Here is a 25,695-nt window from a genome sequence, read left to right on the forward strand (position 1 = left end):
CCGCCTGCGCGGCGGAAGTGCTGGCCCGGCTGCGCGCCGCCAGCCGTCCGGTGCTGATGGTGGGGGTGGAGGTGCGCCGCTACGGCCTTGAGGACCGTGTGGCGGAACTGGCCGACAGGCTGGGCGTGCCCGTGGTCACCAGCTTCATGGGGCGCGGGCTGCTGGCGGGCAAGGCCTGCCTGCAGGGCACCTACATGGGCGTGGCGGGCGATGCCGCCATCACTCGGGCAGTGGAAGGCTCCGACGGTCTGTTGCTGTTGGGGGTGATCATGTCCGACACCAACTTCGGGGTGTCGTCCAGTCACATCGACCGCCGCCGCCTGATGCACGCCGAGGACCGCGAGGTGCGCATGGGCTTCCACACCTATCACGACATTCCGCTGGAGAGTCTGGTGGATGCGCTGCTGGCGGCCCTTCCTGAAGGCGGGCAGGCCTGTGCCGCTCCGGCAGATCCGGACGGCGATGGGGGGGCGCTGGGCCGCAACGTGGTGTATCGGCGCGGTTTCGTGGCGGACGACGCCCCGGTGACGCCCGACGACATCGCCGTGCTGCTGAACGATTTCTATGACGGGGTGGCGGCGGGGCGCGGCCCCGTTGCCACCGCCAGCGCCGAGCCGGATCCGTTCCCGTGGCCCTTTGGCGGGCGCCCCTTGCCGTGGCCGCTGGCCTGCGACATCGGCGACTGCCTGTTCACCGCGCTGTCGGTGCGCCCCGTGCCCATGGTGGGGCCGGGGTACTACGCCAGCATGGGCTTCGGCGTGCCCGCGGGCATGGGCTTGCAGAAGACCACCGGCCAGCGTTCGCTGACCCTGGTGGGCGACGGGGCCTTCCAGATGACCGGCATGGAACTTGGCAACTGCGCGCGCCTTGGCATCGACCCGGTGGTCGTGGTGTTCAACAACGCCTCGTGGGAGATGCTGCGGGTGTTTCAGCCGGAGACCTCGTACAGCGCCATAAACACGCTGGACTTCGCCGCCTTTGCCGATGCGCTGGGCGGGCGCGGCCACCGCGTGACCACCCGGCGCGAACTGGCGGCTGCGTTTGCCTCGGCCACCACGGAGCGCGGGCGCTTCCAACTCATCGACGTGCGGCTGGAAAAGGGCGCCATCTCCGACACGCTGGCCAACTTCGTGGCCGGGGTGAAGCGGGTTTCCGGCGTGAAGTAGCCAGGCGTGCCTTCGGATTTCTTCATGTGACAAGGCCGGGCAGTGCCCGGCAAAAAGCGCAAGCGAAACGGGGCGCGGTCCGAGGGGCCGCGCCCCGCATGCGTTGCGGAACAGATGGTGAACAGTCGGGAGCTGGTTGGAGCGGGGGATATGGTGTCCCCCTTGATCTGCCCGGCCTGTGCTACTTGGCCGACTTGCCGAGAGACGCGAACGACACGGCGCTGCCGCCGCCCCCGCCGGAGGCCTGCTTGGCGGCCTGGGCCTGCAATTCGTTGATCTGCTGCTGCAACTCGTTGATCTGCTGGTACAGCGGGCGGGTGACCGCTTCCTTCACCCCGTCGGGCGTGGACCCCTGTTCCACCTGCGCTATCTGCTGCTGCAACTGTTCGATCTTCTTTTGCAGTTCCTCGATCTGCTTGGCCGTGGAATCGCCGCCCGCACTGCCACCAGCGGCTGCGGCAGAGGAGGAGGCTGATGCATCGGCATCTGCGGTGTCTCCGTCCGCCGTGCCCGCTTCGGTCAGGGTGCCCGCCTGCTGCGCGGCGTCCGCCTCGGCCTGCTGGCGTGCGGCCAGCATCTCGCGGGCAAGGCGCATGGCTTCCTCGGATATGGACACCCGGTCGCCGGACTGCGTGGCGGCAACACTTTGCGTGGTGCGCCGGGTGTTGGAGATGCCGGAGATGTAGTCAGTGGACGACACCCCGTAGCCCTGCATCAATTCCATTGTCCAATCGCTCATAACGCACCCTCCATACATGGTTGGCGACTGTCCGCCCCGCGTCTGCTGCTGTTTCGGCTGTCACGGGGTGGGGCGGGACGCGCTTGGCCCCCGGCAGGAGCTGCCGCCCTTTTCTGCGTGGGCACAGGCATGCAAAAGGCGTGTAACGGGAAAACGTTTCCCTCTGCTTCGGCGTGCGGGGTGGCGGGTGCGAGATGGTTCAGGCCGTGTCTGCGGCTGGGGGAAGGCGTGCGGGGGTATAGATGATGGCATTCATGGAACTGTCCGGAATGCGCTGAAAGCCGAAGCCCAGGTACCACTCGGTCAGCGTGCTTTGGTCCAGGCAGCCGTTGCCGTGGGCCAGGGGCAGGGCATTGGCCACGATGTGCAGCCCGTGGCGTTCGGCAATGGCCACCAGCAGGGCCATGGCCTGCGAACCGTGCCCGGCGCGGCGGGCGTCGGAATGGATTTGCAGCAGCGACATGCGGTCCTGCCAGAAGCACACCAGCATGCGTACCGGCCCCAGTTGCCGGAAGCCGGACCGGCTGTTCGGCAAGGGCGTTGTGTGGCGCAGGTAGCACTGGCGCGCGGCCAGGGTGGCCGGTGGCAGTTCCGTTGCCGCCGGGGTGGGGCACGGCCTGGTGTCGGAGCATGGCTGCCGCGACGAGATGGGGAACTGGGGGGTGTCGGGCGCGTCCGGCATCACCGGCATCACCGGAATCATGGGAGGAGGCACGGGGCGGCGGATGTAGGCATTGCGGATCAGGTCGGGTGCGGCCTGTGGCGGCGTGTGCGACAGATGGGACATGGGATGTTCCTTTCGGGATTGGTCAGGATGGCATGGGAGGAGGGCGGACGACGCAAAAGTCCCCCCTTTCCGTTGCGGAGAAAGGGGGGACGTCCGAGGCCGGAATGGCCGAGGTAAGCAGGACTACCCCCCGTGCGCCTCGCGGACGGCACGGAGGAAGAGGCCGCGCGAAGCGGCGGTGGAGCGGAAGGGCCAGGAACACGAACCGCGCCCATGTGCCGCGCACAGGGGCTGCGGCGCATTGGCGGCGATGAGGGTGCATTTTCTGGTGATGTTCTGCTGCTGCATGGTCTTGCTGGAGGTATCTGCTTCTTGAAACTGTGTGTATGGTTGGTAAAAAATCGCCTTCAGGATTACATGGTTTTTCGTTGAAGTCAAGTCTGTTTTCGAAAAAACATGACAGCCGTGATTTGTGCGAAGATCGATGTTGTATCCATGTATGTCTTGATATGAAATGTTGTAAAAAAGCAATGTTTAAAAGTACACGCAATGCACACTGCAGTCTTGAAATACTGCAAGGGATATCAGGAGCAGTATGCAGCGCGTTGCGCCGCGAGACGGCGGGGCGGGCAAGGCAGGGCGTGACAGCAAAACAGGGCGGGACGGGGCACCGCGAGGCCGCTCGGGCAATGGCGAGCGACGCGTCGGGGGGAGGGCATGGCAGGGCTGATGCCACTGCCGGAAGGAGCGCGTCGGGTGCGCGCATCCGGGCGATCGTTCAGGGCAGGGCCATGCAGCCGATGTGTCGGGCTTGCGCGCACCCTGCGGGGTAGTCGCGGCAGAGGGCGGGCTTGGTCTCGTGGATGGTGCAGGTGCAGTGGCCGTCCGGGGTGTGGCGCAGCCACGGGCAATGGCCGTCATCGCCGCCGCCGCTGCCTCCCCCGTCGGCACGGGGCGACAACCAGACCTCGTGGACCGTACCGCCGGGGCCGCGAGTTTCGCCCACCCGGCGCAGGATGTCCTCCCGCCCTTCCCGTCGCCAGCGGGCCACGTCGTCGGCCTCCACGCTCAGCAGGTGCAACCGGGCACAGCACTTTCCGCAGCGTACGCAGGTGGGCATGGGGGCCTCCGGCGGGTTGGGGTTTCCGGGGTGGCCCAGTTTACCGCGGATGCAGGCCGCACGCCATGAGAATGCCTGTAACGGCAGGGTACCCCCCCAAAGATGCCGCGCGGGCGTTTTTGCGCAAAAAACACGGGCATGGCGTGTTGCCAGCAGGGTGCGCCGGGTGTATCGGCAGGACAGTCGGCGGCAACGACGCATGGCGGACCGCATCCGCACCGTGCCGCCATATGCGGCGCGCAGCCCGTGCCGCCGCCAACCAGTCGCAACGCATTGCCCGGAGGTATGCCTTTCATGTCACAGAACTCGCAGACAGATCCCGACGGCCTTGAAATCCATGACGTTGACTTCATCCAGACCGACGGCATGACGGAAGGGACGGGGACGCTGGTCATCGAGATGACCCTCGACGACGAACGCGAGGTGACGCGCATCCATCGCAATGTTCCCGAACATCTGTACGAGGCGTGGGAGCAGCACGACTTTGACCCGGAGATGTACGTGGCCGAGATAGAAGACGCCTTTCCCTTCGACGAGGAAGAGGACGAAGAGGCCGACCTGGCTGATTAGAAAACGTGGCCGCGTGGCTCCCGTGCGGCATGCCATTGTTGTTGCAACGCCCCGACGGCTGTGGTCACCGGGGCGTTTTGCGTGTGTCGGCGGCGGTCATGGCGATTGCCTGTCCCCTGCTGGTGCGGTTATTGTTGGGGGCGGTGATACGCGTGCGGTTGGCGCGCCCGGCTGTTCGGGGTGGACAGGCGTGTCGGACGGGCGCACACCGGCCCGGCCATATCGGTCGGGTGCATACCTGTTCGGTCGCGCGCGTTGGCAGGCATGGTTGGCGAGGGAGGGGGCATGGCAAGGCCGGAACGTCATCGTAACACACCCACCATGGGGGTGCGCGGCTGGCTGCTGCTGCTTGCGCTGGTCGCCAGTCTGCCTACCAGCGTCTTTTCCGTGTTCGCCATGGTCGGGCACATGCGGGCGCAGCAGGAGAAGACCGACACGGAACTGCGACGGCAGGTGCTGGCCGTAGCCCAGGCCGTGGATGCGGAACTGTCGGCCAAGACGGCCATGCTGCATGCACTGGCGGCCTCGCACGATACGGAAATAGTGGATGTGGGCCAACTGTACCGCCAGGCCAAAGGGGTGGGCAGCGCGCACCGCGAGGTGCAGTCGCTGGCGCTGGTGGACCGGGACGGCAGCCAGGTTTTCAGCACGTGGGAGTCGCTGGGCACCGTGCTGCCCCCCACGGGCGACCTTGCATCGGTCCGGCGTGCCCTGGACGAGGACCGGCCCAGGGTGTCCGATCTCTTCCGGGGCTCCATTTCGCACCAGCCCGTCACGGCGCTGGGCGCGCCGATGCAGGTGGGCCGGGGGCGCTGGTACGTGTTGCGCATGTATATCGGGGTGGGGGCGTACGCCCGCCTGCTGGAGGGAGAACGCCTGCCGGAAGGGTGGGCCGCCACTCTGGTGGACGGGCAAGGCACCATCCTGGCCCGGACACTGCTGCCGGAGTCGACCGTAGGCAAGTCCGTCAGTTCACGCCTGCGCGATGTTTTCCATTCTTCCGAAGTGATGGAAGCAGAGAACCGCGAAGGCGTACCCGTGCGTTTCGCCGTGGCGCCGGTGGGAACGTGGGGCTGGCATGCGGTGGTGCAGGTGCCCGTGGCCACGTTGCAGGCCGCCATGCGCGGCTATCTGCTGCGCCTGGCGGGTATCGGCGGGGCGTGCATCGTCATGGGGTTTGCCGGGGCGTGGCTGCTGTCGCGCCGCTTCGTCGCAGAGGTAGAACTGGCTGCCCGCTCATGCCTTCTGCCGGAGGCGGACGACGAACCGACCCGCCCCACCATGGTGCGCGAATTGCGCCAGGTGGGTGATGAACTGGCTGCCGCCCGCGAGCGCGAGGAAATGGCCATGCGCGACAGTTTGACCGGCCTGGAGGGACGGGCGCTGTTTCTGCGGCATGCCCGGCGTCTGCTGGAAACCAGCCGCCACGATCCATCTTTGCGACTGGCCGTCATGTTCATTGATCTTGATGGATTCAAGCAGGTTAACGACAATTACGGGCACGCCGAGGGGGATGCGGTGCTGCGCCGCACGGCCCGGGTGCTGGAGGGTGCGGTACGTTCGTCGGATGTGGTGGGGCGCCTGGGCGGGGACGAATTCGTGCTGTGCCTGGCCTTGCAGGCCGACACGGCCTGCGAGGTGGCCCGCAGCGTGGCCGCACGCGTGGTATCCGGAGTGGCGCAGATAGGGTTTGGCGTGGGGTGCAGCGTGGGTATCGCGCTGGGCAAGGCGGGCGGATATCCTGAACTGCCGGAGGAGGACGCCCCCGCAGACGTGCCGGACGATGGAATGGATGCCGGGCAGGTTGCCGTGCGTCCGGAAGATGCGGGCGACGGGACTGGCGCCGGGAGCGACGGGTCAGCTGACCATGCGGGCGACAGGGGCCGTACCGCAGGATCGGCGCTGCCCGGTGCGCCCGCCCCCTTGCGCGACCTGTTGGAAGAGGCCGACAAGGCCATGTACGTGGCCAAGCAGGCGGGCAAGAACAGCTACCATCTGCTGGACATGTCCACCTGCGAGTAGGCTGGGCCGGACTGACATCTGCCCCGCATCCCTCAAACTGCGCACGGCCTTTCTGCCGGTGTGCCCCCCTGTGGAAACACATGACCGAAGGACTTCTCATCGCCATGCTGGGCTGGTGGCTCGGCGGTTTCGTCAACAACGCCGTCGGATTCGGCGGGGCTCTGGTGGCCCTGCCCGTGGTGGCGCTGGGCAACGACATGGCCGTGGCGGTGCCGGCTTCCGCGCTCATCGTGTTGGCCGTCAACGTGCAGATGGCCTGGAATTACCGCCACCATCTGGATCGCGGCATCGGCGTGTGGCCCTTGATCCTGGGCGGCCTGCCGGGTGCCATGGCTGGTGTGCTGCTGTTGCGCCACATCCCCGACGCCGGGTTGCGCCTTGGCCTTGGCGGGCTGCTCGTGGCGTACGCCCTGTGGGGGCTGTTGTGTGCGAAGCCCGGTCACCGGTCGCTGCATGGCGTCTGGGGAGCCGTGGCAGGGTTCTTTTCCACCAGCCTGGGGACGGCCTACGGCATCAACGGGCCGTCGCTGGCCATCTACCTGTCGTTCCGGGGGGGCACCCTGCAACAAACTAAGGCCGCGCTGGGAGTGTTCTTCATCGTCAGCGGCGCCATCATCGTGGTCGCACAGACGCTGGCGGGGGTGCAGTCGGCAGAGACGGTGCTGCAGTTCGCCGCGTCGCTGCCGGCGGTGATGCTGGGGGGCTGGGCGGGCATTTCCCTGTCCCGCCGCCTGCCCGACGGCAACATGCACGGCGCGCTGTACGTGATGCTGCTGCTCATGGGCGCCAACCTCATCCGGCAGGGCATGGGGGCCTGACTGCGCGCGGCCTGATTCCTCGCGGTCTGCTTTCTGGTGGTTGTCCACACGCAGGCTGGTCATGCGCTTTTCGTTTGATTTCATATATCATTTCAGGTCTTTGTCTTCCGCAAGCCGTGCTGTTCTGCACGGCGTTTCGCCATCTCTCCGCATTGCCGCACCGCGGTATCCCCTCCCGCTGTCCATCGCCCCTTCCCCTGTGCATGCGAAGCGTTCAGTACGCATCATTCCTTGTACTTGTGAGTCTGTGCGCAGCTCATGTGGCTGCATGGGGGTGATATCCACAATCATGAATGTGACATGTGTCTTGTTCGGCATGATGTGCGCGCTGGCATGTTGCAGCGCCGCCCGGTGAGGCGTGTTCCCGCCTGGCATGCCCGGCGTGCGACATCTTTTTTTCGTGTCGCTGAGCGTTGCCACAATCTAATTGCCCGTAGGCGCGGCGTGTGGATATTGTCGGCAGAATCATCCTTGTTCTATCTTTTCGTGGAAAAGAGGAGAGCCCATGCCGTTGCCCGCCCGCTCTCTCGACCAGGGGACAGATGTCCCTGCCGTGACCGCTGCTTTCCGATGTTTGCCGCTCCTGCTGCTGCTCCTGTTGTCCTCGCTTTCCGCATGCGCCAAGGTGGGTCCGGATTTCAGCGCCCCGGACCCCGCCATGCCCGCCGGGTGGCAGGATGCCGCCGCACTCGGCGCCGCCGCCACCCGCGAGGTGAGCGAGGAATGGTGGCGCACCTTTGACGACGCCACCCTGAATGGCCTGCTGGCCGAGGCGCGCGGAGGCAATCTTTCGTTGCAGACGGCGGCCCTGCGGGTGCTGGAAGCCCGCGCCCGCCTTGGCGTTGCCGTGGGCAACCTGTACCCGCAACGCCAGCAGGCCACCGGTGGCCTGACCTGGACCCACCCCAGCGACCGCGCACCCACAGCCCCCCAGCCCGGCACGGGCAGGGGCAACCCCGACTATGTGCAGACCAGCGTTGGCCTGGACGCCGCGTGGGAACTGGACTTCTGGGGCAAATACCGGCGCGGCGTGGAAGCCGCCGACGCCGACCTGCGCGCCGCGGCGGCCGACTACGAGGCCGCCATGGTGGCGGTGACGGCGGATGTGGCGCAGTCGTACGTGCTGTACCGCACCCTGCAACAGCAGTTGGCCATTGCCGAGAACAACGTGGCCATCCAGCGCGAAAGCCTGCGCATCGCCACGGCGCGCTTCAACTACGGGGCCACCAGCGAGCGCGACATGCGCCAGGCCCTTTCGCTGCTGCGCGATACGGAAGCCAGCATTCCCAGCCTGGCCCATTCCCTGCGCGAGGCCCGCAACGCCCTGTGCGTGCTGCTGGGCAAGCCGCCGCAGGACATCGCCGCCATGCTCGGCACGGCCCCCATTCCCACGGCCTCGCCCGTCGTGGCGCTGGGCATTCCCGCAGACCTGCTGCGCCGCCGCCCCGACGTGCGCAAGGCCGAATACGCCGCCGCCGGGCAGTGCGCCCGTCTGGGTGTGGCCAAGGCCGACTTCTACCCGGCCATTTCACTGGGCGGCTTCGTGGGTTTCTCCGCCAGCAACGTGGGCGCCTTCAGCACGGGCGACACCTTTTCGCACGGGTTCACGGCCTACGGCGGCCCTGGCCTGACCCTGCCGTTGTTCAACTACGGACGTATCGTGAACAACGTGCGGGCGCAGGACGCCCGGTTCCAGCAGGCCCTGACGGCCTATCGTGAAACGGTGCTGGGCGCCCTGCGCGAAACGGAGGACGGCGTCGACCGCTATCTCAACGCCCAGGGCAGGGCGGCCCTGCTGGCCGAAAGCGCCGCCGACGCCGCCCGGTCGCTGGAACTGGCCATGGTCCAGTACCAGGAAGGCTCCACCGACTTCACCACGGTGCTCACCGCCGCGCGCGACCTTTCCACGCGACAGGATGCGCTGGCCCAGGCCAGCGGCGAGATCAGCCAGAGCCTGGTGGCCGTGTTCAAGGCCCTGGGCGGCGGCTGGCGCACCCTGCCCGAGGGCGGGCCCATCCCGCTCGAAACCCTGCGCGAGATGCGCGCGCGTACCGACTGGGGCGCGCTGCCCGACGAGCACGGCGTCGTGCCGACCGGTGGCGACGTGCGCTCCCCCGACATCTAGAAGCCCCCGGAACACACCCCGTTCGCATGGAGATTCCGATGACGCGCCACTCCATCGTTTTCCAGGTTCTCCGCCCGGCGTTTCTGGTCCTGCTTTCCGCCCTGGCCCTTCCAGTCCTTGCCGGGTGCGATTCGCGCAACGCCTTCGTGCCGCCTCCGCCGCCCAAGGTGACGGTGGCATCGCCCAGGGTGGGGCCGGTGGTCGATTACATGGAGTTCACCGGCACCATCACCCCGGTGGAATCGGTGGACATCACCGCGCGGGTCACCGGTGTATTGCGCAGCGCGCAGTTCCGCGACGGGGCCTTGGTCCGCAAGGGCGACCCGCTGTTCCTCATCGAGCCGGAACCGTTCCAGGCGGCCCTGCAACGGGCCGAGGCGGAGTTGGAAGTGCAGCGCGCCTCCCTGGACCGGGCCGAGACGGAACTGGCCCGCAGCCGCAAGCTGCTGTCCGAGAAGGCCGGGTCCGAGGCGGACGTGGTGCGCTGGCAGCAGCAGCGCGACAGCTCCAAGGCGGGCATCAGCCGGGCCAACGCCCAGATAGAGACGGCCCGCATCGACCTTGGCTACACGCGAATCGCCGCCCCCTTCGACGGCCAGATGACCCGCCGCCTGGTGGACCCCGGCAACGTGGTGGGCCCCGGCGCGGTGACCAAGCTTGCCACCATCGTGCGCCGCGACCAGGTGCACGTGTACTTCAACATCAACGAACGCGACCTGCTGCGGCTGATGGGCGACAAGCCCAAAAACGGCAAGAACGGCACGCCTCCGGAACTGCCCCTGGAACTGGCCCTGGCCGACGAGGAAGCCTTTGCCCACGCGGGCAGGCTGGAATACGCCGACCCCACGGTGGACCCATCCACAGGCACGCTGCTGCTGCGGGGCATCTTTTCCAACAGCGGCGGGCGGCTGGTGCCCGGCCTGTACGCGCGCATCCGGGTGGCCATGGGCAGGCGCGACGCGGCGCTGCTGGTGCCGGAACGCGCCCTGGGGCAGGACCAGTCCGGTTCGTACGTCATGATCGTCAACGCGCAGAATGTGGCCGAGCAGCGCCCGGTGAAGCTGGGGGCGCTGCACGAAGGCTACAGGGTGGTGGAAAAGGGGCTGGATGCCGGGGACCGCGTGGTGGTCAACGGCATGCAGCGCGCACGCCCCGGCAGTCCGGTGGATCCGGTGGCGGCAGACGCGGCGGCCCCCGGCGCGGACCAAGGCGGCAAGGGTGACGGCAAGGCCGCCGCCAAACCCGCCGGCTAGCGGCACCACATTCCCACCTGCGAGGCCGCCATGTTCGCCAAGTTCTTCATCGACCGCCCCATCCTCTCGAACGTCATCGGCATCGTGCTGATTCTCATCGGCGTCGTGTCGCTGATCATGCTGCCCATTTCGCAGTACCCGGACATCACCCCCCCCACGGTGGAGGTGAAGGCCATCTACCCCGGCTCCAACTCGCTGGTGCTGGCCGACGTGGTGGGCGCGCCCATCGAGCAGGAGGTCAACGGCGTCGAGGACATGCTGTACATGTCGTCCAAGAGCGCCAACGACGGCACGTACAGCCTCACCATCACCTTCGCGCTGGGCACCGACATCGACATGGCCACGGTGCTGGTCCAGAACCGCGTCAACGTGGCCATGGCCCGACTGCCCGACGAGGTGAAGCGACAGGGCGTGACGGTGAAGAAGAAATCCACCGCCATCCTGCAGGTGGTCACCCTGACCTCGCCCGACGGCAGCTACGACGACCTGTTCCTGAGCAACTTCGCTTCGCTGCGCGTGCGTGATGAACTGGCGCGGATTCCCGGCGTGGGCGAGGCCATGGTGTTCGGGGCGGCCAGCTATTCCATGCGCGTGTGGCTGGACGCCCCGCGCCTGAAAAGCCTGGGCCTGACCACCAAGGATGTTGCCAACGCCATCAGCGAGCAGAACGTGCAGGTGGCCGCCGGGCAGATCGGTGCGCAGCCCGCGCCGGACACCCAGAACTTCCAGTTCACCGTGCAGACGCAGGGGCGGCTTTCCGAGGTTTCGGAATTCGAGGACATCATCATCCGCACCGCCACGGGCGGCCCCACCGGGCGCACCGTCCGGGTGCGGGACGTGGCCCGGGTGGAACTGGGCGGCCAGACCTACGACCTCTACGCCCAGAAGAACGGCAAGCCCGCCTCGCTGGTGATCATCTACCAGTTGCCGGGGGCCAACGCGCTGGACGTGGCGCAGAAGGTCACCGGCACCATGCAGCGCATCGGCAAGGACTTTCCGCCCGGCGTGGCCTGGGACATTCCCTACGACACCACCCGTTTTGTCGAGGCGGCCATCGAGCAGGTGTACCACACCCTGTTCGAGGCAGCCGTGCTGGTGCTGGCGGTGATCCTGATCTTCCTGCAGGACTGGCGGGCCACGCTGGTGCCCGCCACCGTGGTGCCCATCACCATTCTGGGCGGGTTCATGGCCATGATGGCCCTGGGCTTCTCGGTGAACCTGGTGACCCTGTTCGGCATCATCCTGGCCATCGGCATCGTGGTGGACGACGCCATCATCGTGGTGGAAGGGGCGGCGCACCACATGGAGCACGGCGATTCGGCGCGCGACGCCACCGTGAAGGCCATGGTGCAGCTGTTCGGCCCCATCATCGGCATCACCCTGGTGCTGTCGTGCGTGTTCCTGCCCGCCTCGTTCATGTCGGGCATCACCGGGCAACTGTACCGCCAGTTCGCATTGGTCATCGCCTCCACGGCGCTGGTCAGCGCGCTGCTGGCCGCCACCATGACCCCCGCCCAGTGCGCCCTGTTCCTGAAGCCCATCGTGCCGGGGCGCAACGCCTTCTACCGTGGTTTCAACAAGGTGTACGACGCGGTGGAGCGGTTTTTCGTGGCGCTGCTGACCACCATGGTACACCACGCCTGGACCACCATGCTGGTTTTCGTGGGGTTGATCTCGGCCACCTTCTGGTTCTTTTCCACACTGCCCACGGGCTTTCTGCCCGACGAGGACCAGGGCTACGCGCTGGTGGCGGTGCAACTGCCGGGCGCGTCGTCGCAGTCACGCACCCGCGAGGTGACGACAAAGCTTGATGCCATCCTTGCCGAAACACCGGGCGTGGCCAACTGGATCACCTTCGGCGGCATGTCCATCCTGAACAACGCCAATACCCCCAACTCGGCCACGGTCTTCGTCATGTACAAGGACTGGGCCGAACGGGGCGACCTGACGCAGGACAAACTGGTGGCAGACCTGCGCCGCAAGACCGGGACCATCCAGGAAGGCATGGTGATGGTGGTCACGCCGCCGCCCATCCAGGGGCTGGGCAACGCGGGCGGCTTCGAGATGATGGTGCAGGACCGTGCCGCCACCGGGGCGCAGGCGCTGGAAAACGCCGCCTACCAGATGATGGGGGCGGGCCGGGGGCAGTCGGGCCTTTCCGGGGTGGCCACCACCTACACCGCCCGCACTCCGCAACTGTACGTGGACGTGGACCGCACCAGGGTCAAGGACCACGGGGTGCAGCTGAGCGACGTGTTCAGCACCATGCAGGCCTATCTTGGTTCATCGTACGTCAACGACTTCAACAAGTTCGGCAAGGCGTACCAGGTGCGCGTGCAGGCCGACAGCCGTTATCGGCTGGAGGCCGGGGACATCGGCCAACTGGAGGTGCGCAACGCGGATGGCCGCATGGTGCCCCTGGGGGCCATGACCGGCGTGCGCGACGTGGTGGGCCCCGACGTGGTGACCCGCTACAACCTGTACCCCGCCGCCTCGCTGATCGGCTCTGCCGCGCCGGGCTTCAGCTCCGGCCAGGCGCTGGCCCTGATGGAGGACATGGCCCGGCGCACCCTGCCGTCGACCATGGGGTTCGAGTGGACCACCATGGCCTACCAGGAAAAGGCCACCGGCAACGAGGCCTTCGCGGTGTTCGGCCTTGCGGTGCTGCTGGTGTTCCTGGTGCTGGCCGCCCAGTACGAAAGCTGGTCGGCCCCGGCGGCCATCATCCTTGTGGTGCCGCTGGCCCTTTTGGGCACCTGCATCGCCGTGTCCGCGCGCGGCATGGACAACAACGTCTACACCCAGATCGGCATCGTGCTGCTCATCGCGCTGGCCAGCAAGAACGCCATCCTCATCGTGGAGTTTGCGCGGGAATTGCGCATGCACAAGGGCTTGTCCATCCCCGAGGCCGCCGTGGAAGGCGCCCGCGCCCGGCTGCGGCCCATCCTGATGACCTCGTTCGCGTTCATCCTGGGCGTTGTGCCGCTGCTCACCGCCTCGGGCGCAGGTTCGGCCAGCCAGCGGGCCCTGGGCACGGCGGTGTTCGGGGGCATGCTGGCCTCCACCTTCCTTGCCGTCATGTTTGTGCCGGTCTTCTTCACCGTCATCCAACGCCTGAGCGAACGTGGCACGCCGCAACCCGCCAAGGCGCAACCCGAAACGCCCGCGAGAGGTAGCCATGACCAGCATTAGCCGCATCACGTCGTGCATCGCCCTGGTCCTGCTGCTTGCCGTCACCGGCTGCGCAGCGCACAAGATGGAGGCAAAGCCTTCGGGTTTTCTCAAGGATTACGGAAAATTGAAGAAGGGGCGCGATGATCAGGCCGGGCTGGTCTGGATCAAGTCCGGCATCAGCGCCAGGGACTACGACGCCGTGGTCATCGACCGGCCCAAGGCCTGGATCAAGCCCGACGCGCCCTTCAAGGGCGTGGATGGCAAGGAACTGGACGAACTGCTGACCTTTTTTGGCGACGCCCTGGTGCGCGAGGTGGGCAAGAGCTACCGCGTGGTGGCCGAACCCGGCCCGCGCGTGCTGGTTTTGCGCACCGCCCTGACCGGCCTGGTGCCCGGCGAGCCTGTAAGCGGCACGCTGACATCCGTTGTGCCCATCGGCATCGCGGTGTCCGGCGCCGCCCGCGCCGTGGGCGGCGAACACATCGGCACGGGCGAGGCCGCCGTGGAAATGGAAATGCTCGATGGCGCGACCAGCGCGCAACTGGCCGCGGCGGTGGACCGCCGCAGCGGCACCAAGGCCCCCCTGCGCGGATCCATGCAGGATGCCAAGGACGCCTGCACATACTGGGCAGGGGTGGTGGGCAAGCGGCTGGCGGAATTCAAGACGGGCAACCTGCGTCCGTAGGTCCGCAAGGGCAGCGGACAGGGACCCGACGGGCCGGGATGGAACGGGCCGGACGACCGAGCGAGCGGCAGGCAGGGCCGCCCGCACTTAGACTGCGCACCAGGCAGACCCCGCGCTCCAACAGTCAGCCTGCCCCAACGCATACCGGACATCGCATGCCACAGCCCGCCACACTCGCCATCACCAGTTCCGGAACGCAGGGCGCCGTCTGCCTGCGCCTGGCCGTGGGGGGGGCATGGAGCCTGGCTGCCCCGCCGGACGACGCGGCGCGGAAAACGGCCATGGCGCGGCTGCGCGAGCCGGGCGTTGCGTGCGTGATCCTGGCGGCGGAGGGGTTGGGTGACTGGGACAGCACTCTGGCCATTTTCGTGGCCGGGGTTGTCCGCGCCTGCCGCGAACGCAACCTTTCCGTGGATACCAGCGGCCTGCCCGCCGGGCTGACCCGGCTGGTGGACCTGTCCTTTGCCGTACCGGAGCGCGCCGGGGCCGCCCGTGGCGATGCGCGGCCAGGCCTGCTGGAGCGCATCGGTGAAGCGGTGCTGGCCCTGCCCAAGCCGGTGGGGTCCACCCTGGACTTCATCGGGGAGGTGGCCTTTGCCCTGTACCGGCTGGCGAGCGGCAAGGCGGACATGCGGCGGCGCGACCTGTTGCAGTTCATGTCCGAAAGCGGTTCCTCCGCGCTGCCCATCGTCTCGCTGATCAGCCTGCTGGTGGGACTCATCCTGGCCTTCGTGGGCGCGGTGCAACTGCGGGTGTTCGGTGCGCAGATCTACGTGGCCAGCCTGGTGGCCATTGCCATGGTGCGGGTGATGGGGGCCATCATGACCGGCATCACCATGGCCGGGCGCACAGGGGCCTCCTATGCGGCCATCCTGGGCACCATGCAGGTCAACGAAGAGGTGGACGCACTGGCCACCATGGGCCTGCGCCCGGTGGAACAGCTGGTGCTGCCGCGCCTGCTGGCCCTGGTGGTGATGTTGCCGCTGCTGACCGTCTACGCGGACCTCATGGGCATGGCGGGCGGGTTCATCGTGGGGGTGTTCATGTTGGACCTGAGCCCCATGGAATACCTGAACGCCACGCGCGAGGCCATGACCATGGCCAACGTGTGGATCGGCATCACCCACGGGGCGGTATTCGGCGTGGTGGTGGCGCTATGCGGCTGCTACCACGGCATGCGCTGCGGACGCAGCGCCGCGGCGGTGGGCGCAGCCACCACGGCGGCGGTAGTCAGCGGCATCGTGTCCATCATCGTGTGCACCGCGTTCATCACCGTGGCCTGCGAGGTGCTGGGCATATGAGCCATACGGGTCAGACCGCGCCATCTTCCGCCATCCCCCCCCCCGCGCCGCACATCCGGGTGCGCGACCTGACCGTGTCGTACGGCACGTTCGTGCTCATGCGCGGGTTGAATTTCGACATCCGGCGTGGCGACATCTTCATCATCATGGGCGGCAGCGGCTGCGGCAAGTCCACCCTGCTCAAGGTGCTGGTGGGGCTGAAGCAGCCCGCCTCCGGCGCCGTGCATTACGGCGGAACCGACTTCTGGGGCGGTACGTCGGCAGTGCGCGATGCGGTGATGCGCCGCGCGGGCATCCTGTACCAGAGCGGCGCGCTGTGGAGTTCCATGACTCTGGCCGAGAACGTGGCCCTGCCGCTGGAGCAGTACACCAGGCTCACCCGGGCCGAGATCGCCGACATCGTGTCCTTCAAGCTGGCCCTGGTGGGGCTGGCGGGCTTCGAGCGGTTCTACCCTTCGGAGATCAGCGGAGGCATGCGCAAGCGGGCCGGGCTGGCCCGGGCGCTTGCGCTGGACCCGGAGATCGTCTTCTTCGACGAGCCGTCGGCAGGGTTGGACCCGGTGAGCGCACGCCTGCTGGACGACCTGATCCTGGAACTGCGCGAAAGTCTGGGCACCACCATCGTGGTGGTCACGCACGAGTTGGCGTCCATTTTCGCCATCGGCACCAATTCGGTGTTCCTGGACGTGGAAACGCGCACCATGACCGCCAGCGGCAACCCCAACGACATCCTGCGCGAGGCGCGCGACCCCAAGGCCGTGCGCTTCCTGACCCGGGGCGAATCGTCCATGGGCGCAGCGCGCAGGCCCGAACCGCGCGAGGCGGCACCGCAGGGCGAAACGCATTGCGCGGACGAAGCCGGACCAGGGCCGGATGCATCATCCTGTGGCAAGGAGGAACGGTAATGGCGCGCGAAGCCAACAAGGCCATGCTCGGCGCGTTCGTGATGGGGGCGCTGGCGCTGCTGGCGGCGGCGGTGCTGCTGTTCGGCTCCGGCAGATTCATGAAGGACCGGCCCCAACTGGTGCTCTACTTCAAGGGGTCGGTGCGGGGGCTGAACATCGGCGCACCCGTGGTCTTTCGCGGCGTGCCCATAGGCAGTGTGACGGAAATCCGGCTGCTGCACGACCCCAATACACTGGAATTCTTCATTCCTGTATTCATCGAGTTCGAGCCGGAGCGCGTCCTGAACATGAAGGACGGCACCGCGGCCCAGCGGCAGGCGGATGGCAAGATGCTGGACCTGCTGGTGGAAAAGGGCTTGCGGGCGCGGCTGACGTTGCAGAGCTTCGTCACCGGGCAGTTGATGATCGAACTGGATTTCGAGCCGGGCAGCCCGCTGGTGCTGCGCGGCGATGGAGCCCTGCGTGAAATCCCCACGTTGCCATCGCCCATGGAGGAGTTGACCCGCACCCTCCAGAACCTGCCCATAGATAACATCATGGCGCAACTGAACGAGGCGGTGGCCGGGCTGAACAAGATGATCAACTCGCCCGTGGTGGCCGACACCGCCGCCAATCTCAACGACACGCTGAAGGATGTGCGGCAGTTGGTGGCCTCGGTGAACGGGCAGGTGGGCCCCGTTGGCCAGTCACTGGCCGGGGCCGCGCAACGCTATGGTGCGCTGGCCGACAAGCTGGACCGCCAGTTGCCGGACGCCCTGGCCCAGACCACCCAGACGCTGAAGTCGCTGGCCGCCGCATCCACGCGGGCCGAGGCGGCGCTGGCCGCCGCCCACTCCACCATCCGCGACGATTCGCGCACCATGACCGAAGTGCAGCAGGCCCTGCGCGAAATGGGGGCCGCCGCCCGGTCCCTGCGGGCACTGGCCGAGTATCTGGAACGCCACCCCGAGGCCTTGCTGCGAGGCAAAGGAGACTACCGCTGATGAACGCTGCCGAGCATCGCCCACGCTGCGTAATGCATCCTGTTTTCCGTTCCGGTTCGTCAGACGTGTCCGCCACGGCCTGTGCACGTATCCCATCGGGCGCACGTTTTTCATCTGGCGCATGTTTTCCATTAGGCGCACGCATCATGCCTGGCGTGGCCGCCCTGCTGCTGGCATGCCTGTTGTTGTCAGGCTGTGCGGGCAGCAGCGCCGCCACGCGCTTCTATCTGCTTTCGCCCCCCGCGCCGGGGGACATGCGCAGCGTGCCCGGTGCGCCCCAGGCCAAGGTGGCTGTGGGGCCTGTCAGCGTGCCTTCGTATCTGGACCGCCCGCAGATCGTCACCCGCGAAGGTGACGGGGTGCGTCTGGCCCTGGCGGAGTTCGACCGCTGGGCCGAGCCGCTGGCCGAAAGCCTGCCCCGCGTGCTGGCGGAAGATATTTCTCGCGCACTGGGGGGAGGCCACGTCCTGGTGTTTCCCGGCGCCAGTGCCGAAGATGCCGACATCCGGGTGGCCGTGGACGTGAACCGGCTGGACGGCAGCCTGGGCGGAGCGGTGGTGCTGGACGCCTGGTGGGCGCTGCTGGACCGCTCCGGAGCCACGTTGCGCCGGGGGCGGGTGGTCGAGCGGCGGCCCGCCGGTGGCGATCATGCCGCAATGGTCACCGCGCAAGGCGTGCTGGCGGCGGCCCTGGCCGATACTGTGGCGGCTGCCTTGCACGAGGTGCTGCCCAGGCCCTGATGCGTTCCGGACTGTAACCGCGCCGCCTTGCCCCGCGCACCTGCCCCAAGGGGCGGGTAAGGCGCCAACCACAAGGGGGATGACCCATGGCCTCCCTGTCCATGGCTCTTTGCGTGCTTTGCGCCGTTACCGTGGGGCTGCTGCTGGTGCACGGCCATCTGGATGGCGACCGGCACGACCTGCGGCTGCTGGCATGGGGCAAGGGCATGCAGGCCGCGGGCTGGCTGGGCTTTGGCCTTGCCGACACGGCTTCGGCGGTGTTGTCGCCGTTCCGCTACCTGCTGCTGGTGGGGTTGGGCATGGAGGCGCTGGCCATACTGCGGGTGCGCACCGGTAGACCGGAGCGGGTGCTGCCCTGGCTGGGCGGTCTGGTGGGGCTGCACGCATTGCTGGCGGTGGCCGTGGCCGGGCGCCCTTTCGAGGTGCGGGTCTTCGTCCAGACACTGGCGGCGGCAATGTTGTTCCTGCCGTGCGGGGCACTGCTGCTGGCCGCGCGCGACGTGAAGTCGCAACGCCTCTACCGGGTGGCCGGCGGCGCGTACCTGCTGGTGGCGGTGTTCGCGCTGACCAGGGGAGGCTACCTGCTGGCCAGGCATCAAGGGACGGACCTTCCCGCCGTGCCGCACATGGAAATGGTGGGGCTGCTGCTGTTGCAGGCACTGGCGTTCATCGGGTGCGTGTGGTTCGTGGTGGTGCTGCGCGAACGGTACGAGGCGCACATCCACCGTTTGGCCACCACCGACGCCCTGACCGGACTGCACAACCGCCGCCATTTCCTGTCCGCCGCGGAACCGTCTCTGGCCCTTGCGGCGCGCAAGGGTACTCCGTTGGGTGTGCTGATTTTCGACGTGGACCACTTCAAGCGGGTCAACGACACCCACGGCCACTCCGTGGGGGATGCGGTGCTGCGCTGCATCGGCGAGGTGCTGCCCACGCTGGTGCGTGGCTATGACGCCACCTGCCGCTACGGTGGCGAGGAGTTTGCGGCGTTGCTGCCCGGCGCGGACGAAGGGGTGACCGACCTTGTGGGCGAGCGCATCCGGCAGGGGCTGGAGCAGGCCGGACAACAGGCGGCGGAAGCGGGCAGGGCGGTGGTGTTCACCGTGAGCGTGGGCGGAAGCTGCCGCGTGCCCGCCGGACCGCAGGACCTGGACGCCCTGCTGGGCGAGGCGGACGCGGCCCTGTACGAAGCCAAGCGCGGTGGTCGCAATGCCTACCGGCGGCATGGAACCTGACGGCGAAGTCGCAGTGCACGAAAAGAGGGGTTAGGCTGATGCCTAACCCCTTGCTTTTGTTCTGGAGCCGGAGATGAGACTTGAACTCACGACTTGCTGATTACGAATCAGCTACTCTACCAACTGAGTTACTCCGGCAGTTACGCACAGTCCGTGCCATCGGGCCGGTCTGCACGCGTGCTTGCGGCGGTTGCCTCCGCAGAAGCGAGATGTGCTAGTTATGGAAGTTGGCAAGGGAAGTCAAGGGGGTTGTGGGGGGGCGGGTGCCATGTGGCGGGCGGGCAGGGAATCGCACGCACGAGGGCGGCTTGCCGCCGATGGCAGGTGTTCGTTGTCGGTGGGCAACCCGGCCACGTCCTCCCGCATGTCCCAAATCTGGCGGCGAGGCATGGCGCCCCTGTCCGGGGGCATCATTCTGCCGCCGCCATCTCGCCTGACGGGCACCCAGCCTTCTGCCTTGCTTGCCAGGCTGTCAGGATTAGCGCAACGCACGGCACTGACCCTCCCGCTGTGGTACTTTGCCTTTCGGTGTCGTGCACGGCATTGCGGCATCAGATAGCGAGGGGGTGTGCCAATGTCCGAAGGTTGCTGGACAATTTTCTAGACAATATTTTTATGCGGATTTCTTGACAAAATGCTCCCGGTCGCGCAACTGTGCAACAACAAGAACTGGAGCGCGTCCTCATGATCCGCGAATTGCTGACCCTCCGCGAAATCGCCCGCCGCCTCGATGTGCCCCCCTCCAGTATCGCCTACTACAAGGACAGGTTCGCGCGCTTTCTGCCCGCCGGAGAAGGGCGGGGCAGGCGGCTGCGCTATCCCGTGCATGTGCTGGACATCTTCAGGGAGATCAGGAGCATGTACACGCGCAACGTGGCGGCAGAGCAGATTGAGGAGAGGTTGGAAGAACTGGTGACCGCGTTGCATGCCCCCGTGAGGCAGCATGGCCAGCAGGGGGAATCGGGCCGGTCCGGCCTTCATGGGGGGCACTCGGGCGGACAGGCGGGGGCCAAGGCAGCCGCACGCGCATCCGGCACCGGGGCGGAACCGCACCTGCGGGACAGGTTCCGCGCACCCGACGTCATGTCGGACCAAAGCCTTGTGCGCGACCACTCGCCGGATGATGTTTCGCACCCGGCGGCTCCTGCCCCTGCGGAACCCGCCGTGGAAGGGCTGCCCGGCATGCTCGACCGCATGGCCACGATGCTTCAGGTGCAGGGGCACATGCTGGCGGAACTTTCCAGCCTGCGTCGCCAGATGGAGGAACTGCGCGCCGACCGCGACGCGCTGCTGGTCGCCTTTGACGAGCGGGCGGCCCGGCTGGACGAAGCTCTGGACTTGTTGCGCCGCGAACGCACCGAAGCCGTCACCCGGCTGGTGGACGATTATTATGCGGTGGTGTCGGGGCCTGCGGGGGCCGGACCTGCGGGAGGCGATGCAGACGGTGCCAAAGAGGACCGGTGCGGCGTAGGCGGGGCAGAAGGTCCGGCCGAAGATGGCGTGCACGCCGATGCAACCGGGGCCACCCGGAACGATTTCGGCCAAGATGCCACTGGTCAAGACGCCCCCGGTCAAGCCACATCCGGGCAGGACCCATCCGGTGCCGACGCGCGGAACGACGGCCCTTCGGCCTCCGGCGCTTCCGCCTCGCAGACGGAATCGGGCCGCGCGCGGGCCGCGTCCGGCAAGGATTCGGCTGCCACGCCGCCCGCAACCCTGTTCGACAGGCCGCTGGTCATCCGGCGCAACGGCGAATATCTGGGGGTGTCGGGGCGCGACAAGGCGTTCACCCTGCGTGAACTGCTGACGCTGGTGGACCGTCACGCCGCCCGGCGGCATCGCGTCACCATGGGTTGGACTCGTTCCAATTCAGCCTGGGTGCTGCGCCTGACCACGGACGAACCCGCCAGCGGCAGGCAGGGCGGCAGCCGTACCCACGAGCTGACCTTGCAGCCGGTCACCACGCCCAGCGGCAACCACGTTACCCGGCTTTCGCGCCTTGCCATCAACGGCGACACTGTGCCGGATCGCTTTCTTTTGGAATTGTTCAGGAATATCAAGGAAAGCTACGAATCCCGATAGCGGGCTGCGGCGCGCACCGTTTCCCGCCCTGCGCCCCTGCGCCCGGCCCCTTGCGTCCCCGAGTCCATGGTTCTCACGGGCCTCGCGTGCCGCAGATCATGCCACGGCAAGCTCCATATTCCCCCAAATGCCCACGCGGCCGCCGCACTGGGCGTACACGCCCTCTATGCCCAGGTGTGCCATGGCGGCGGCGCGTTCGGTCACGCGGGTCACATCGTCCGGTCCCAGCAGCATGTTGCCGAACAGGGTGGCAGCCGCGTCGGCCAGGCTGGCGTCGCGCGCCCGCACCGCCGCGATGTCGCCAACGCCAAGGCTCAGCGAATGGCCAATGGTGGCCGACGACGAACACAGCGAGACCGGGCAGTCCGCCGCCTTCACCACCACGCCGATCATCTCGCCGCTGGCCGGGTCGGGCAGCAGGCCCACCACCCGGTCACGTTGCGAGCAGATGTAGATGTCCCCGCCGTTCTCAACGATGATGTCCGGCGACACCGGGGCAAAGCGTTCCGCCACCATCTGGGCCACGGTGCCCGCCACGGCGGCAAAGGGGCCAACCCCGGCGATGTCGGCCCCGTGCGCCATGCGCCGGACCACTTCCGGCGCACTGGCGGGCGTGGGCACGGGCACGAGGCTGGTGCGAAAGTCTGGCGCAAGCAGCATCCACGCCTTGATCTGGCCGCGCAACTCGGTGACGTAGGCGGCGATCCTGTCCGGCAGGTCGGGCAGGTCGGGCAGGTCGGGCAGGTCGGGCAGGTCGGGCTGGTCGGGTTGGCTCGCCCGTACGGTCACCCACAGGTCGGTTTCCTCCACCACCACCTGAAAGACCACCTCGTCCGGGTGGCGGGCGGTGCGCTTGCGATAGCCGCGTACGTGGTCGGTATGCACGGTGGGGGCATCCGGGGTAACGGGTGCCGGGCGCTTGCCGGTGTCGTCGGGTCTGGTGCTCATGGGGCGGTTTCATCACAGGGGCGGGCGGGCGTCAATTCCCGCTGGCCCTGCGGCTTGCGTCCTTGCTGTCATGCTGCCGTTCTTGCCATCACCCGTGCAGGCTTCCCGCCGTCCTGCAGGCCCCACCCCCGCCACCATCTTTCCCTTCCGCCCCGCGCCGGGCCGCATTCTTTACAAGCGGCGGGCTTTGAGGCTAGGAAACCCTTTTCCGCATCACGTCTCGCAGTGCCGCAACACAAGGATGGAGCCATGCCCAGACATTTCACGCGAATCAGGGATCTCGGCTACGAGGGCGCCTGGAAGCTGCTGCAACGCGCCAAGGAAATGAAGGACACTGCCCACCGGGGCAAGATCATGGAAGGCAAGACCGCCATCCTCATCTTCGAAAAGGCGTCTACCCGCACGCGCGTGTCGTTCGAGATGGCGGTGCGCCACCTTGGCGGCTCCACCATCTTCATGACCCCGGCGGAAAGCCAACTGGGCCGCTCCGAACCCCTGCGCGACACCGCCCGCGTGCTTTCGCGCTATGCCGACTGCATGGTGGTGCGCACCTTCGGGCAGTCCAAGATCACCGAACTGGCCGAATACGGCTCCATCCCGGTCATCAACGCCCTGACCGACGAAGGGCACCCCTGTCAGGTCATGGGCGACGTGCTGACCATGTACGAACGCACTCCCGACCTGTCCACGGTGCGCGTGGCCTGGGTGGGCGACGGCAACAACATGGCCAATTCGTGGATCGAGGCAGCCGTGTACTTTCCGTTCGAGCTGTTCATGGCCTTCCCCGAAGGCTACGAACCCGACCGCGACCTGCTGGGCTACGCCATGAACGCCGGGGCCAAGATATTCCTGACCCACGATCCGCGCATGGCGGTGGAGGGCGCGCACTACGTGAACACCGACGTGTGGGCCTCCATGGGGCAGGAAGAAGAGCAGAAGAAGCGCGAGGCCGCCTTCAAGGGCTATTGCATCGACACCGAAATGATGGCCCTTGCCGCGCCCGACGCCAAGTTCATGCACTGCCTGCCCGCCCACCGGGGCGAGGAAGTGACCGACGAGGTCATGGAGGGCCCGGCCTCCATCATCTTCGACCAGGCAGAAAACCGCCTGCACATCCAGAAGGCCATTCTGGAGTGGGCGTTCTCGGAATAACACCGCGCCACGGCACGCGCCGCGCGACGCATACCGCACAACATAGCGTACAACGGGGCTGAAACGACATGGCCAAGGCTATCAAGAAGGTCGTGCTCGCCTATTCCGGCGGGCTGGATACGTCGGTGATCCTGAAGTGGATCGCCGTCACCTACGGCTGCGAGGTGGTGACCCTTACCGCCGACCTGGGGCAGGAAGAGGACCTGGACGGCGTGGACGCCAAGGCCCTGCGCACCGGCGCCAGCCGCGCCTACGTGGAAGACCTGCGCGAGGAATTCGCGCGCGACTTCATCTTTCCCATGATGCGCTCCGGCGCGGTGTACGAGGGGCGCTACCTGCTGGGCACCTCCATCGCCCGTCCGCTCATCGCCAAGCGCCTGGTGGACATCGCCCGCGCCGAAGGCGCGCAGGCCGTGGCCCACGGCGCCACCGGCAAGGGCAACGACCAGGTGCGCTTCGAACTTGCCGTCAACGCCCTGGCCCCGGATCTGGATGTCATCGCCCCGTGGCGCATCTGGGATCTGCGCTCGCGCACCGACCTGACCGCCTTTGCGGAAAAGCACGGCATTCCGCTGTCCACCTCGTCCAAGCAGTACAGCATGGACCGCAACATGCTGCATTGCAGCTTCGAGGGCGGCGAACTGGAAGACCCGTGGTGCGAACCCGGTCCCAACAGCCACGTCATGGCCGTGCCCGTTGAACAGGCCCCGGACACGCCGGAATACATCACCATAGAATTCAAGAAGGGCGATGCGGTTGCCGTCAACGGCGAAGCCATGAGCCCGGCCACCATCATCCGCACCCTGAACACCATCGGGGGCAGGCACGGCATCGGCCGCCTGGACATGGTGGAAAACCGCTTCGTGGGCATCAAGTCGCGCGGGGTTTACGAAACCCCCGGCGGCACCGTGCTGCACATCGCCCACCGCGACCTGGAAGGCATCTGCATGGACCGCGAATCCATGCACCTGCGCGACCAGCTGATTCCGCGCTACTCCGAAGCCGTGTACAACGGTTTCTGGTTCGCGCCGGAACGCGAGGCCATGCAGGCGTTCATCGACAAGACGCAGGAAACCGTCAACGGCACCGTGCGCCTCAAGCTGTACAAGGGCAATGCCTTCCCGGTGGGCCGCACTTCGCCCAACACCCTGTACTGCCACGACCTGGCCACCTTCGAAGACTGCGCCACCTACGATCACGCCGATGCCGCGGGCTTCATCAAGCTGCAGGGCCTGCGCGTGCGTGGCTACGCGCAGCGGGTGAAGAAGGACTAGTACGCCGAACGAAGGGGCGCCCCTTCGCCGGTCAATACGTTCAGCATGTTCCGTGGGGCCTCCCGTATGGGGGGCCTTGCGCGTACCAAGCCGCCGCAACGGCAGGGACCAGCAATGGCCGAAAAGAAGATGTGGGGGGGGCGGTTCCGTCAGGCCACCGCCGCCCTGGTCGAGGAATACACCCAGTCCGTGTCGTTCGACCGCGCCCTGTACGCGCAGGACATCGCGGGTTCCAAGGCGCACGCGCGCATGCTGGCGAAGCAGGGCGTGCTGACGGCGGACGAGGCCGCGCGCATCGTCGAAGGCCTGGACATGGTGCTGGCCGAGATTGAAGGCGGCATCTTTGTCTGGCAGCGCGAGTTGGAAGACGTGCACATGAACATCGAAAGCCGCCTCACCGAACTGGTGGGCGATGTGGGCAAGAAGCTGCACACGGGCCGCAGCCGCAACGACCAGGTGGCGCTGGACTTTCGCCTGTTCGTGTCCGACCGCATCCGCGCCTGGCGCGGCCTTGCGCGCGACCTGGTGGCCGTGCTGGCAGAGCGCGCGGGCGAGCATGCGAACACGCTGCTGCCAGGCTGCACCCACATGCAGCCCGCCCAGCCGGTAAGCCTTGGCCACCACCTGTTGGCCTATGCGTGGATGCTGCGCCGCGATGCCGAGCGCCTGGCCGACT

21 protein-coding genes and 1 tRNA gene are annotated in these 25,695 nt (G+C 67.2%); 17 read left to right on the plus strand and 5 right to left on the minus strand.

The window, feature by feature from the left end; genetic code table 11:
- Positions 1-1,166, plus strand: a 1,166-nt coding sequence (locus tag FVW20_RS02615) for a thiamine pyrophosphate-dependent enzyme (protein ID WP_196608170.1), incomplete at its 5' end; no start/stop codon positions are given.
- Between the two features lie 181 nt (positions 1,167-1,347).
- Here the strand turns inward: FVW20_RS02615 and FVW20_RS02620 are convergent.
- The 3 genes from FVW20_RS02620 to FVW20_RS02630 form a co-directional block, all read right to left on the minus strand.
- Positions 1,348-1,905: a FlxA-like family protein gene (locus tag FVW20_RS02620; protein ID WP_196608171.1), complete on the minus strand. Its 558-nt coding sequence runs from the start codon at positions 1,903-1,905 to the stop codon at positions 1,348-1,350.
- A gap of 199 nt (positions 1,906-2,104) precedes the next feature.
- The gene (locus tag FVW20_RS02625; RefSeq protein ID WP_196608172.1) at positions 2,105-2,692 is read right to left on the minus strand and encodes a GNAT family N-acetyltransferase; all 588 of its coding nucleotides are present in this window, start codon (positions 2,690-2,692) and stop codon (positions 2,105-2,107) included.
- A 718-nt stretch (positions 2,693-3,410) separates the two neighbouring features.
- Positions 3,411-3,752, minus strand: a complete 342-nt coding sequence (locus FVW20_RS02630) for a YkgJ family cysteine cluster protein (RefSeq protein ID WP_196608173.1) — start codon at positions 3,750-3,752, stop codon at positions 3,411-3,413.
- Positions 3,753-4,046: 294 nt separating this feature from the next.
- On the opposite strand from FVW20_RS02630, the gene FVW20_RS02635 reads away from it, so the two are divergent.
- From FVW20_RS02635 to FVW20_RS02690, 12 genes are all read left to right on the plus strand, one after another.
- Entirely contained in the window at positions 4,047-4,322 is a 276-nt protein-coding gene (locus FVW20_RS02635) for a hypothetical protein (protein ID WP_196608174.1), read from the plus strand.
- A gap of 285 nt (positions 4,323-4,607) precedes the next feature.
- On the plus strand, positions 4,608-6,344 hold the full coding sequence (locus FVW20_RS02640; RefSeq protein ID WP_196608175.1) for a sensor domain-containing diguanylate cyclase: 1,737 nt from the start codon (positions 4,608-4,610) through the stop codon (positions 6,342-6,344).
- 80 nt (positions 6,345-6,424) lie between these two features.
- The gene (locus FVW20_RS02645) at positions 6,425-7,162 is read left to right on the plus strand and encodes a sulfite exporter TauE/SafE family protein (protein WP_196608176.1); all 738 of its coding nucleotides are present in this window, start codon (positions 6,425-6,427) and stop codon (positions 7,160-7,162) included.
- Between the two features lie 505 nt (positions 7,163-7,667).
- The gene (locus tag FVW20_RS02650) at positions 7,668-9,287 is read left to right on the plus strand and encodes an efflux transporter outer membrane subunit (RefSeq protein ID WP_196608177.1); all 1,620 of its coding nucleotides are present in this window, start codon (positions 7,668-7,670) and stop codon (positions 9,285-9,287) included.
- A gap of 38 nt (positions 9,288-9,325) precedes the next feature.
- Positions 9,326-10,540 (plus strand): efflux RND transporter periplasmic adaptor subunit, encoded by a 1,215-nt coding sequence (locus FVW20_RS02655; protein WP_196608178.1) that lies wholly within the window; start codon positions 9,326-9,328, stop codon positions 10,538-10,540.
- Positions 10,541-10,570: 30 nt separating this feature from the next.
- Positions 10,571-13,732, plus strand: a complete 3,162-nt coding sequence (locus FVW20_RS02660) for an efflux RND transporter permease subunit (protein ID WP_196608179.1) — start codon at positions 10,571-10,573, stop codon at positions 13,730-13,732.
- A complete protein-coding gene (locus FVW20_RS02665; RefSeq protein WP_196608180.1) occupies positions 13,719-14,399 on the plus strand; it encodes a DUF3313 domain-containing protein in 681 nt (226 codons plus the stop codon). The genes FVW20_RS02660 and FVW20_RS02665 overlap by 14 nt, the downstream gene beginning before the upstream one ends.
- Before the next feature lie 155 nt (positions 14,400-14,554).
- Positions 14,555-15,700 carry an MlaE family ABC transporter permease gene (locus FVW20_RS02670; RefSeq protein WP_196608181.1) on the plus strand — a complete coding sequence of 382 codons (1,146 nt, stop codon included), beginning with the start codon at positions 14,555-14,557 and terminating at the stop codon, positions 15,698-15,700.
- Positions 15,697-16,605 (plus strand): ABC transporter ATP-binding protein, encoded by a 909-nt coding sequence (locus FVW20_RS02675; RefSeq protein WP_196608182.1) that lies wholly within the window; start codon positions 15,697-15,699, stop codon positions 16,603-16,605. The genes FVW20_RS02670 and FVW20_RS02675 overlap by 4 nt, the downstream gene beginning before the upstream one ends.
- Complete coding sequence (locus FVW20_RS02680) at positions 16,605-17,588, plus strand: MlaD family protein (RefSeq protein WP_196608183.1); 984 nt, start codon at positions 16,605-16,607, stop codon at positions 17,586-17,588. The genes FVW20_RS02675 and FVW20_RS02680 overlap by 1 nt, the downstream gene beginning before the upstream one ends.
- 146 nt (positions 17,589-17,734) lie before the next feature.
- Positions 17,735-18,328: a PqiC family protein gene (locus FVW20_RS02685; RefSeq protein ID WP_196608184.1), complete on the plus strand. Its 594-nt coding sequence runs from the start codon at positions 17,735-17,737 to the stop codon at positions 18,326-18,328.
- An 86-nt stretch (positions 18,329-18,414) separates the two neighbouring features.
- Positions 18,415-19,563, plus strand: a complete 1,149-nt coding sequence (locus FVW20_RS02690; protein ID WP_196608185.1) for a GGDEF domain-containing protein — start codon at positions 18,415-18,417, stop codon at positions 19,561-19,563.
- Between the two features lie 62 nt (positions 19,564-19,625).
- Here FVW20_RS02690 and FVW20_RS02695 read toward each other — a convergent pair.
- Positions 19,626-19,701 (minus strand) — tRNA-Thr (locus FVW20_RS02695).
- Positions 19,702-20,247: 546 nt separating this feature from the next.
- On the opposite strand from FVW20_RS02695, the gene FVW20_RS02700 reads away from it, so the two are divergent.
- Entirely contained in the window at positions 20,248-21,645 is a 1,398-nt protein-coding gene (locus tag FVW20_RS02700; RefSeq protein WP_196608186.1) for a MerR family transcriptional regulator, read from the plus strand.
- A 96-nt stretch (positions 21,646-21,741) separates the two neighbouring features.
- On the opposite strand, the gene FVW20_RS02705 is transcribed toward FVW20_RS02700, so the two are convergent.
- The gene (locus FVW20_RS02705; RefSeq protein WP_231038804.1) at positions 21,742-22,593 is read right to left on the minus strand and encodes a UPF0280 family protein; all 852 of its coding nucleotides are present in this window, start codon (positions 22,591-22,593) and stop codon (positions 21,742-21,744) included.
- A 249-nt stretch (positions 22,594-22,842) separates the two neighbouring features.
- Here FVW20_RS02705 and argF point away from each other — a divergent pair, with 249 nt between their 5' ends.
- The 3 genes from argF to FVW20_RS02720 all read left to right on the plus strand — a co-directional run.
- Positions 22,843-23,745, plus strand: a complete 903-nt coding sequence (gene argF, locus FVW20_RS02710) for an ornithine carbamoyltransferase (RefSeq protein ID WP_196608187.1) — start codon at positions 22,843-22,845, stop codon at positions 23,743-23,745.
- Positions 23,746-23,813: 68 nt separating this feature from the next.
- On the plus strand, positions 23,814-25,019 hold the full coding sequence (locus FVW20_RS02715) for an argininosuccinate synthase (RefSeq protein ID WP_196608188.1): 1,206 nt from the start codon (positions 23,814-23,816) through the stop codon (positions 25,017-25,019).
- Between the two features lie 114 nt (positions 25,020-25,133).
- On the plus strand, positions 25,134-25,695 hold a 562-nt coding region (locus tag FVW20_RS02720; RefSeq protein WP_269145802.1), incomplete at its 3' end, for a lyase family protein.

Origin of the sequence: Nitratidesulfovibrio oxamicus (assembly GCF_015731765.1) — a bacterium.
Classification (GTDB): domain Bacteria; phylum Desulfobacterota; class Desulfovibrionia; order Desulfovibrionales; family Desulfovibrionaceae; genus Cupidesulfovibrio; species Cupidesulfovibrio oxamicus.

Bases quoted from the DNA above. Each gene is read 5' to 3' on its own strand.
- FVW20_RS02660 (WP_196608179.1), top strand. From the start codon at position 10,571: ATGTTCGCCAAGTTCTTCATCGACCGCCCCATCCTCTCGAACGTCATC.
- FVW20_RS02715 (WP_196608188.1), top strand. From the start codon at position 23,814: ATGGCCAAGGCTATCAAGAAGGTCGTGCTCGCCTATTCCGGCGGGCTG.
- FVW20_RS02685 (WP_196608184.1), top strand. From the start codon at position 17,735: ATGCCTGGCGTGGCCGCCCTGCTGCTGGCATGCCTGTTGTTGTCAGGC.
- FVW20_RS02705 (WP_231038804.1), bottom strand. From the start codon at position 22,593: ATGAGCACCAGACCCGACGACACCGGCAAGCGCCCGGCACCCGTTACC.
- FVW20_RS02625 (WP_196608172.1), bottom strand. From the start codon at position 2,692: ATGTCCCATCTGTCGCACACGCCGCCACAGGCCGCACCCGACCTGATC.
- FVW20_RS02670 (WP_196608181.1), top strand. From the start codon at position 14,555: ATGCCACAGCCCGCCACACTCGCCATCACCAGTTCCGGAACGCAGGGC.
- FVW20_RS02690 (WP_196608185.1), top strand. From the start codon at position 18,415: ATGGCCTCCCTGTCCATGGCTCTTTGCGTGCTTTGCGCCGTTACCGTG.
- FVW20_RS02645 (WP_196608176.1), top strand. From the start codon at position 6,425: ATGACCGAAGGACTTCTCATCGCCATGCTGGGCTGGTGGCTCGGCGGT.
- FVW20_RS02635 (WP_196608174.1), top strand. From the start codon at position 4,047: ATGTCACAGAACTCGCAGACAGATCCCGACGGCCTTGAAATCCATGAC.
- FVW20_RS02700 (WP_196608186.1), top strand. From the start codon at position 20,248: ATGATCCGCGAATTGCTGACCCTCCGCGAAATCGCCCGCCGCCTCGAT.
- FVW20_RS02655 (WP_196608178.1), top strand. From the start codon at position 9,326: ATGACGCGCCACTCCATCGTTTTCCAGGTTCTCCGCCCGGCGTTTCTG.
- FVW20_RS02675 (WP_196608182.1), top strand. From the start codon at position 15,697: ATGAGCCATACGGGTCAGACCGCGCCATCTTCCGCCATCCCCCCCCCC.
- FVW20_RS02665 (WP_196608180.1), top strand. From the start codon at position 13,719: ATGACCAGCATTAGCCGCATCACGTCGTGCATCGCCCTGGTCCTGCTG.
- FVW20_RS02620 (WP_196608171.1), bottom strand. From the start codon at position 1,905: ATGAGCGATTGGACAATGGAATTGATGCAGGGCTACGGGGTGTCGTCC.
- FVW20_RS02650 (WP_196608177.1), top strand. From the start codon at position 7,668: ATGCCGTTGCCCGCCCGCTCTCTCGACCAGGGGACAGATGTCCCTGCC.
- argF (WP_196608187.1), top strand. From the start codon at position 22,843: ATGCCCAGACATTTCACGCGAATCAGGGATCTCGGCTACGAGGGCGCC.
- FVW20_RS02680 (WP_196608183.1), top strand. From the start codon at position 16,605: ATGGCGCGCGAAGCCAACAAGGCCATGCTCGGCGCGTTCGTGATGGGG.
- FVW20_RS02630 (WP_196608173.1), bottom strand. From the start codon at position 3,752: ATGCCCACCTGCGTACGCTGCGGAAAGTGCTGTGCCCGGTTGCACCTG.
- FVW20_RS02640 (WP_196608175.1), top strand. From the start codon at position 4,608: ATGGCAAGGCCGGAACGTCATCGTAACACACCCACCATGGGGGTGCGC.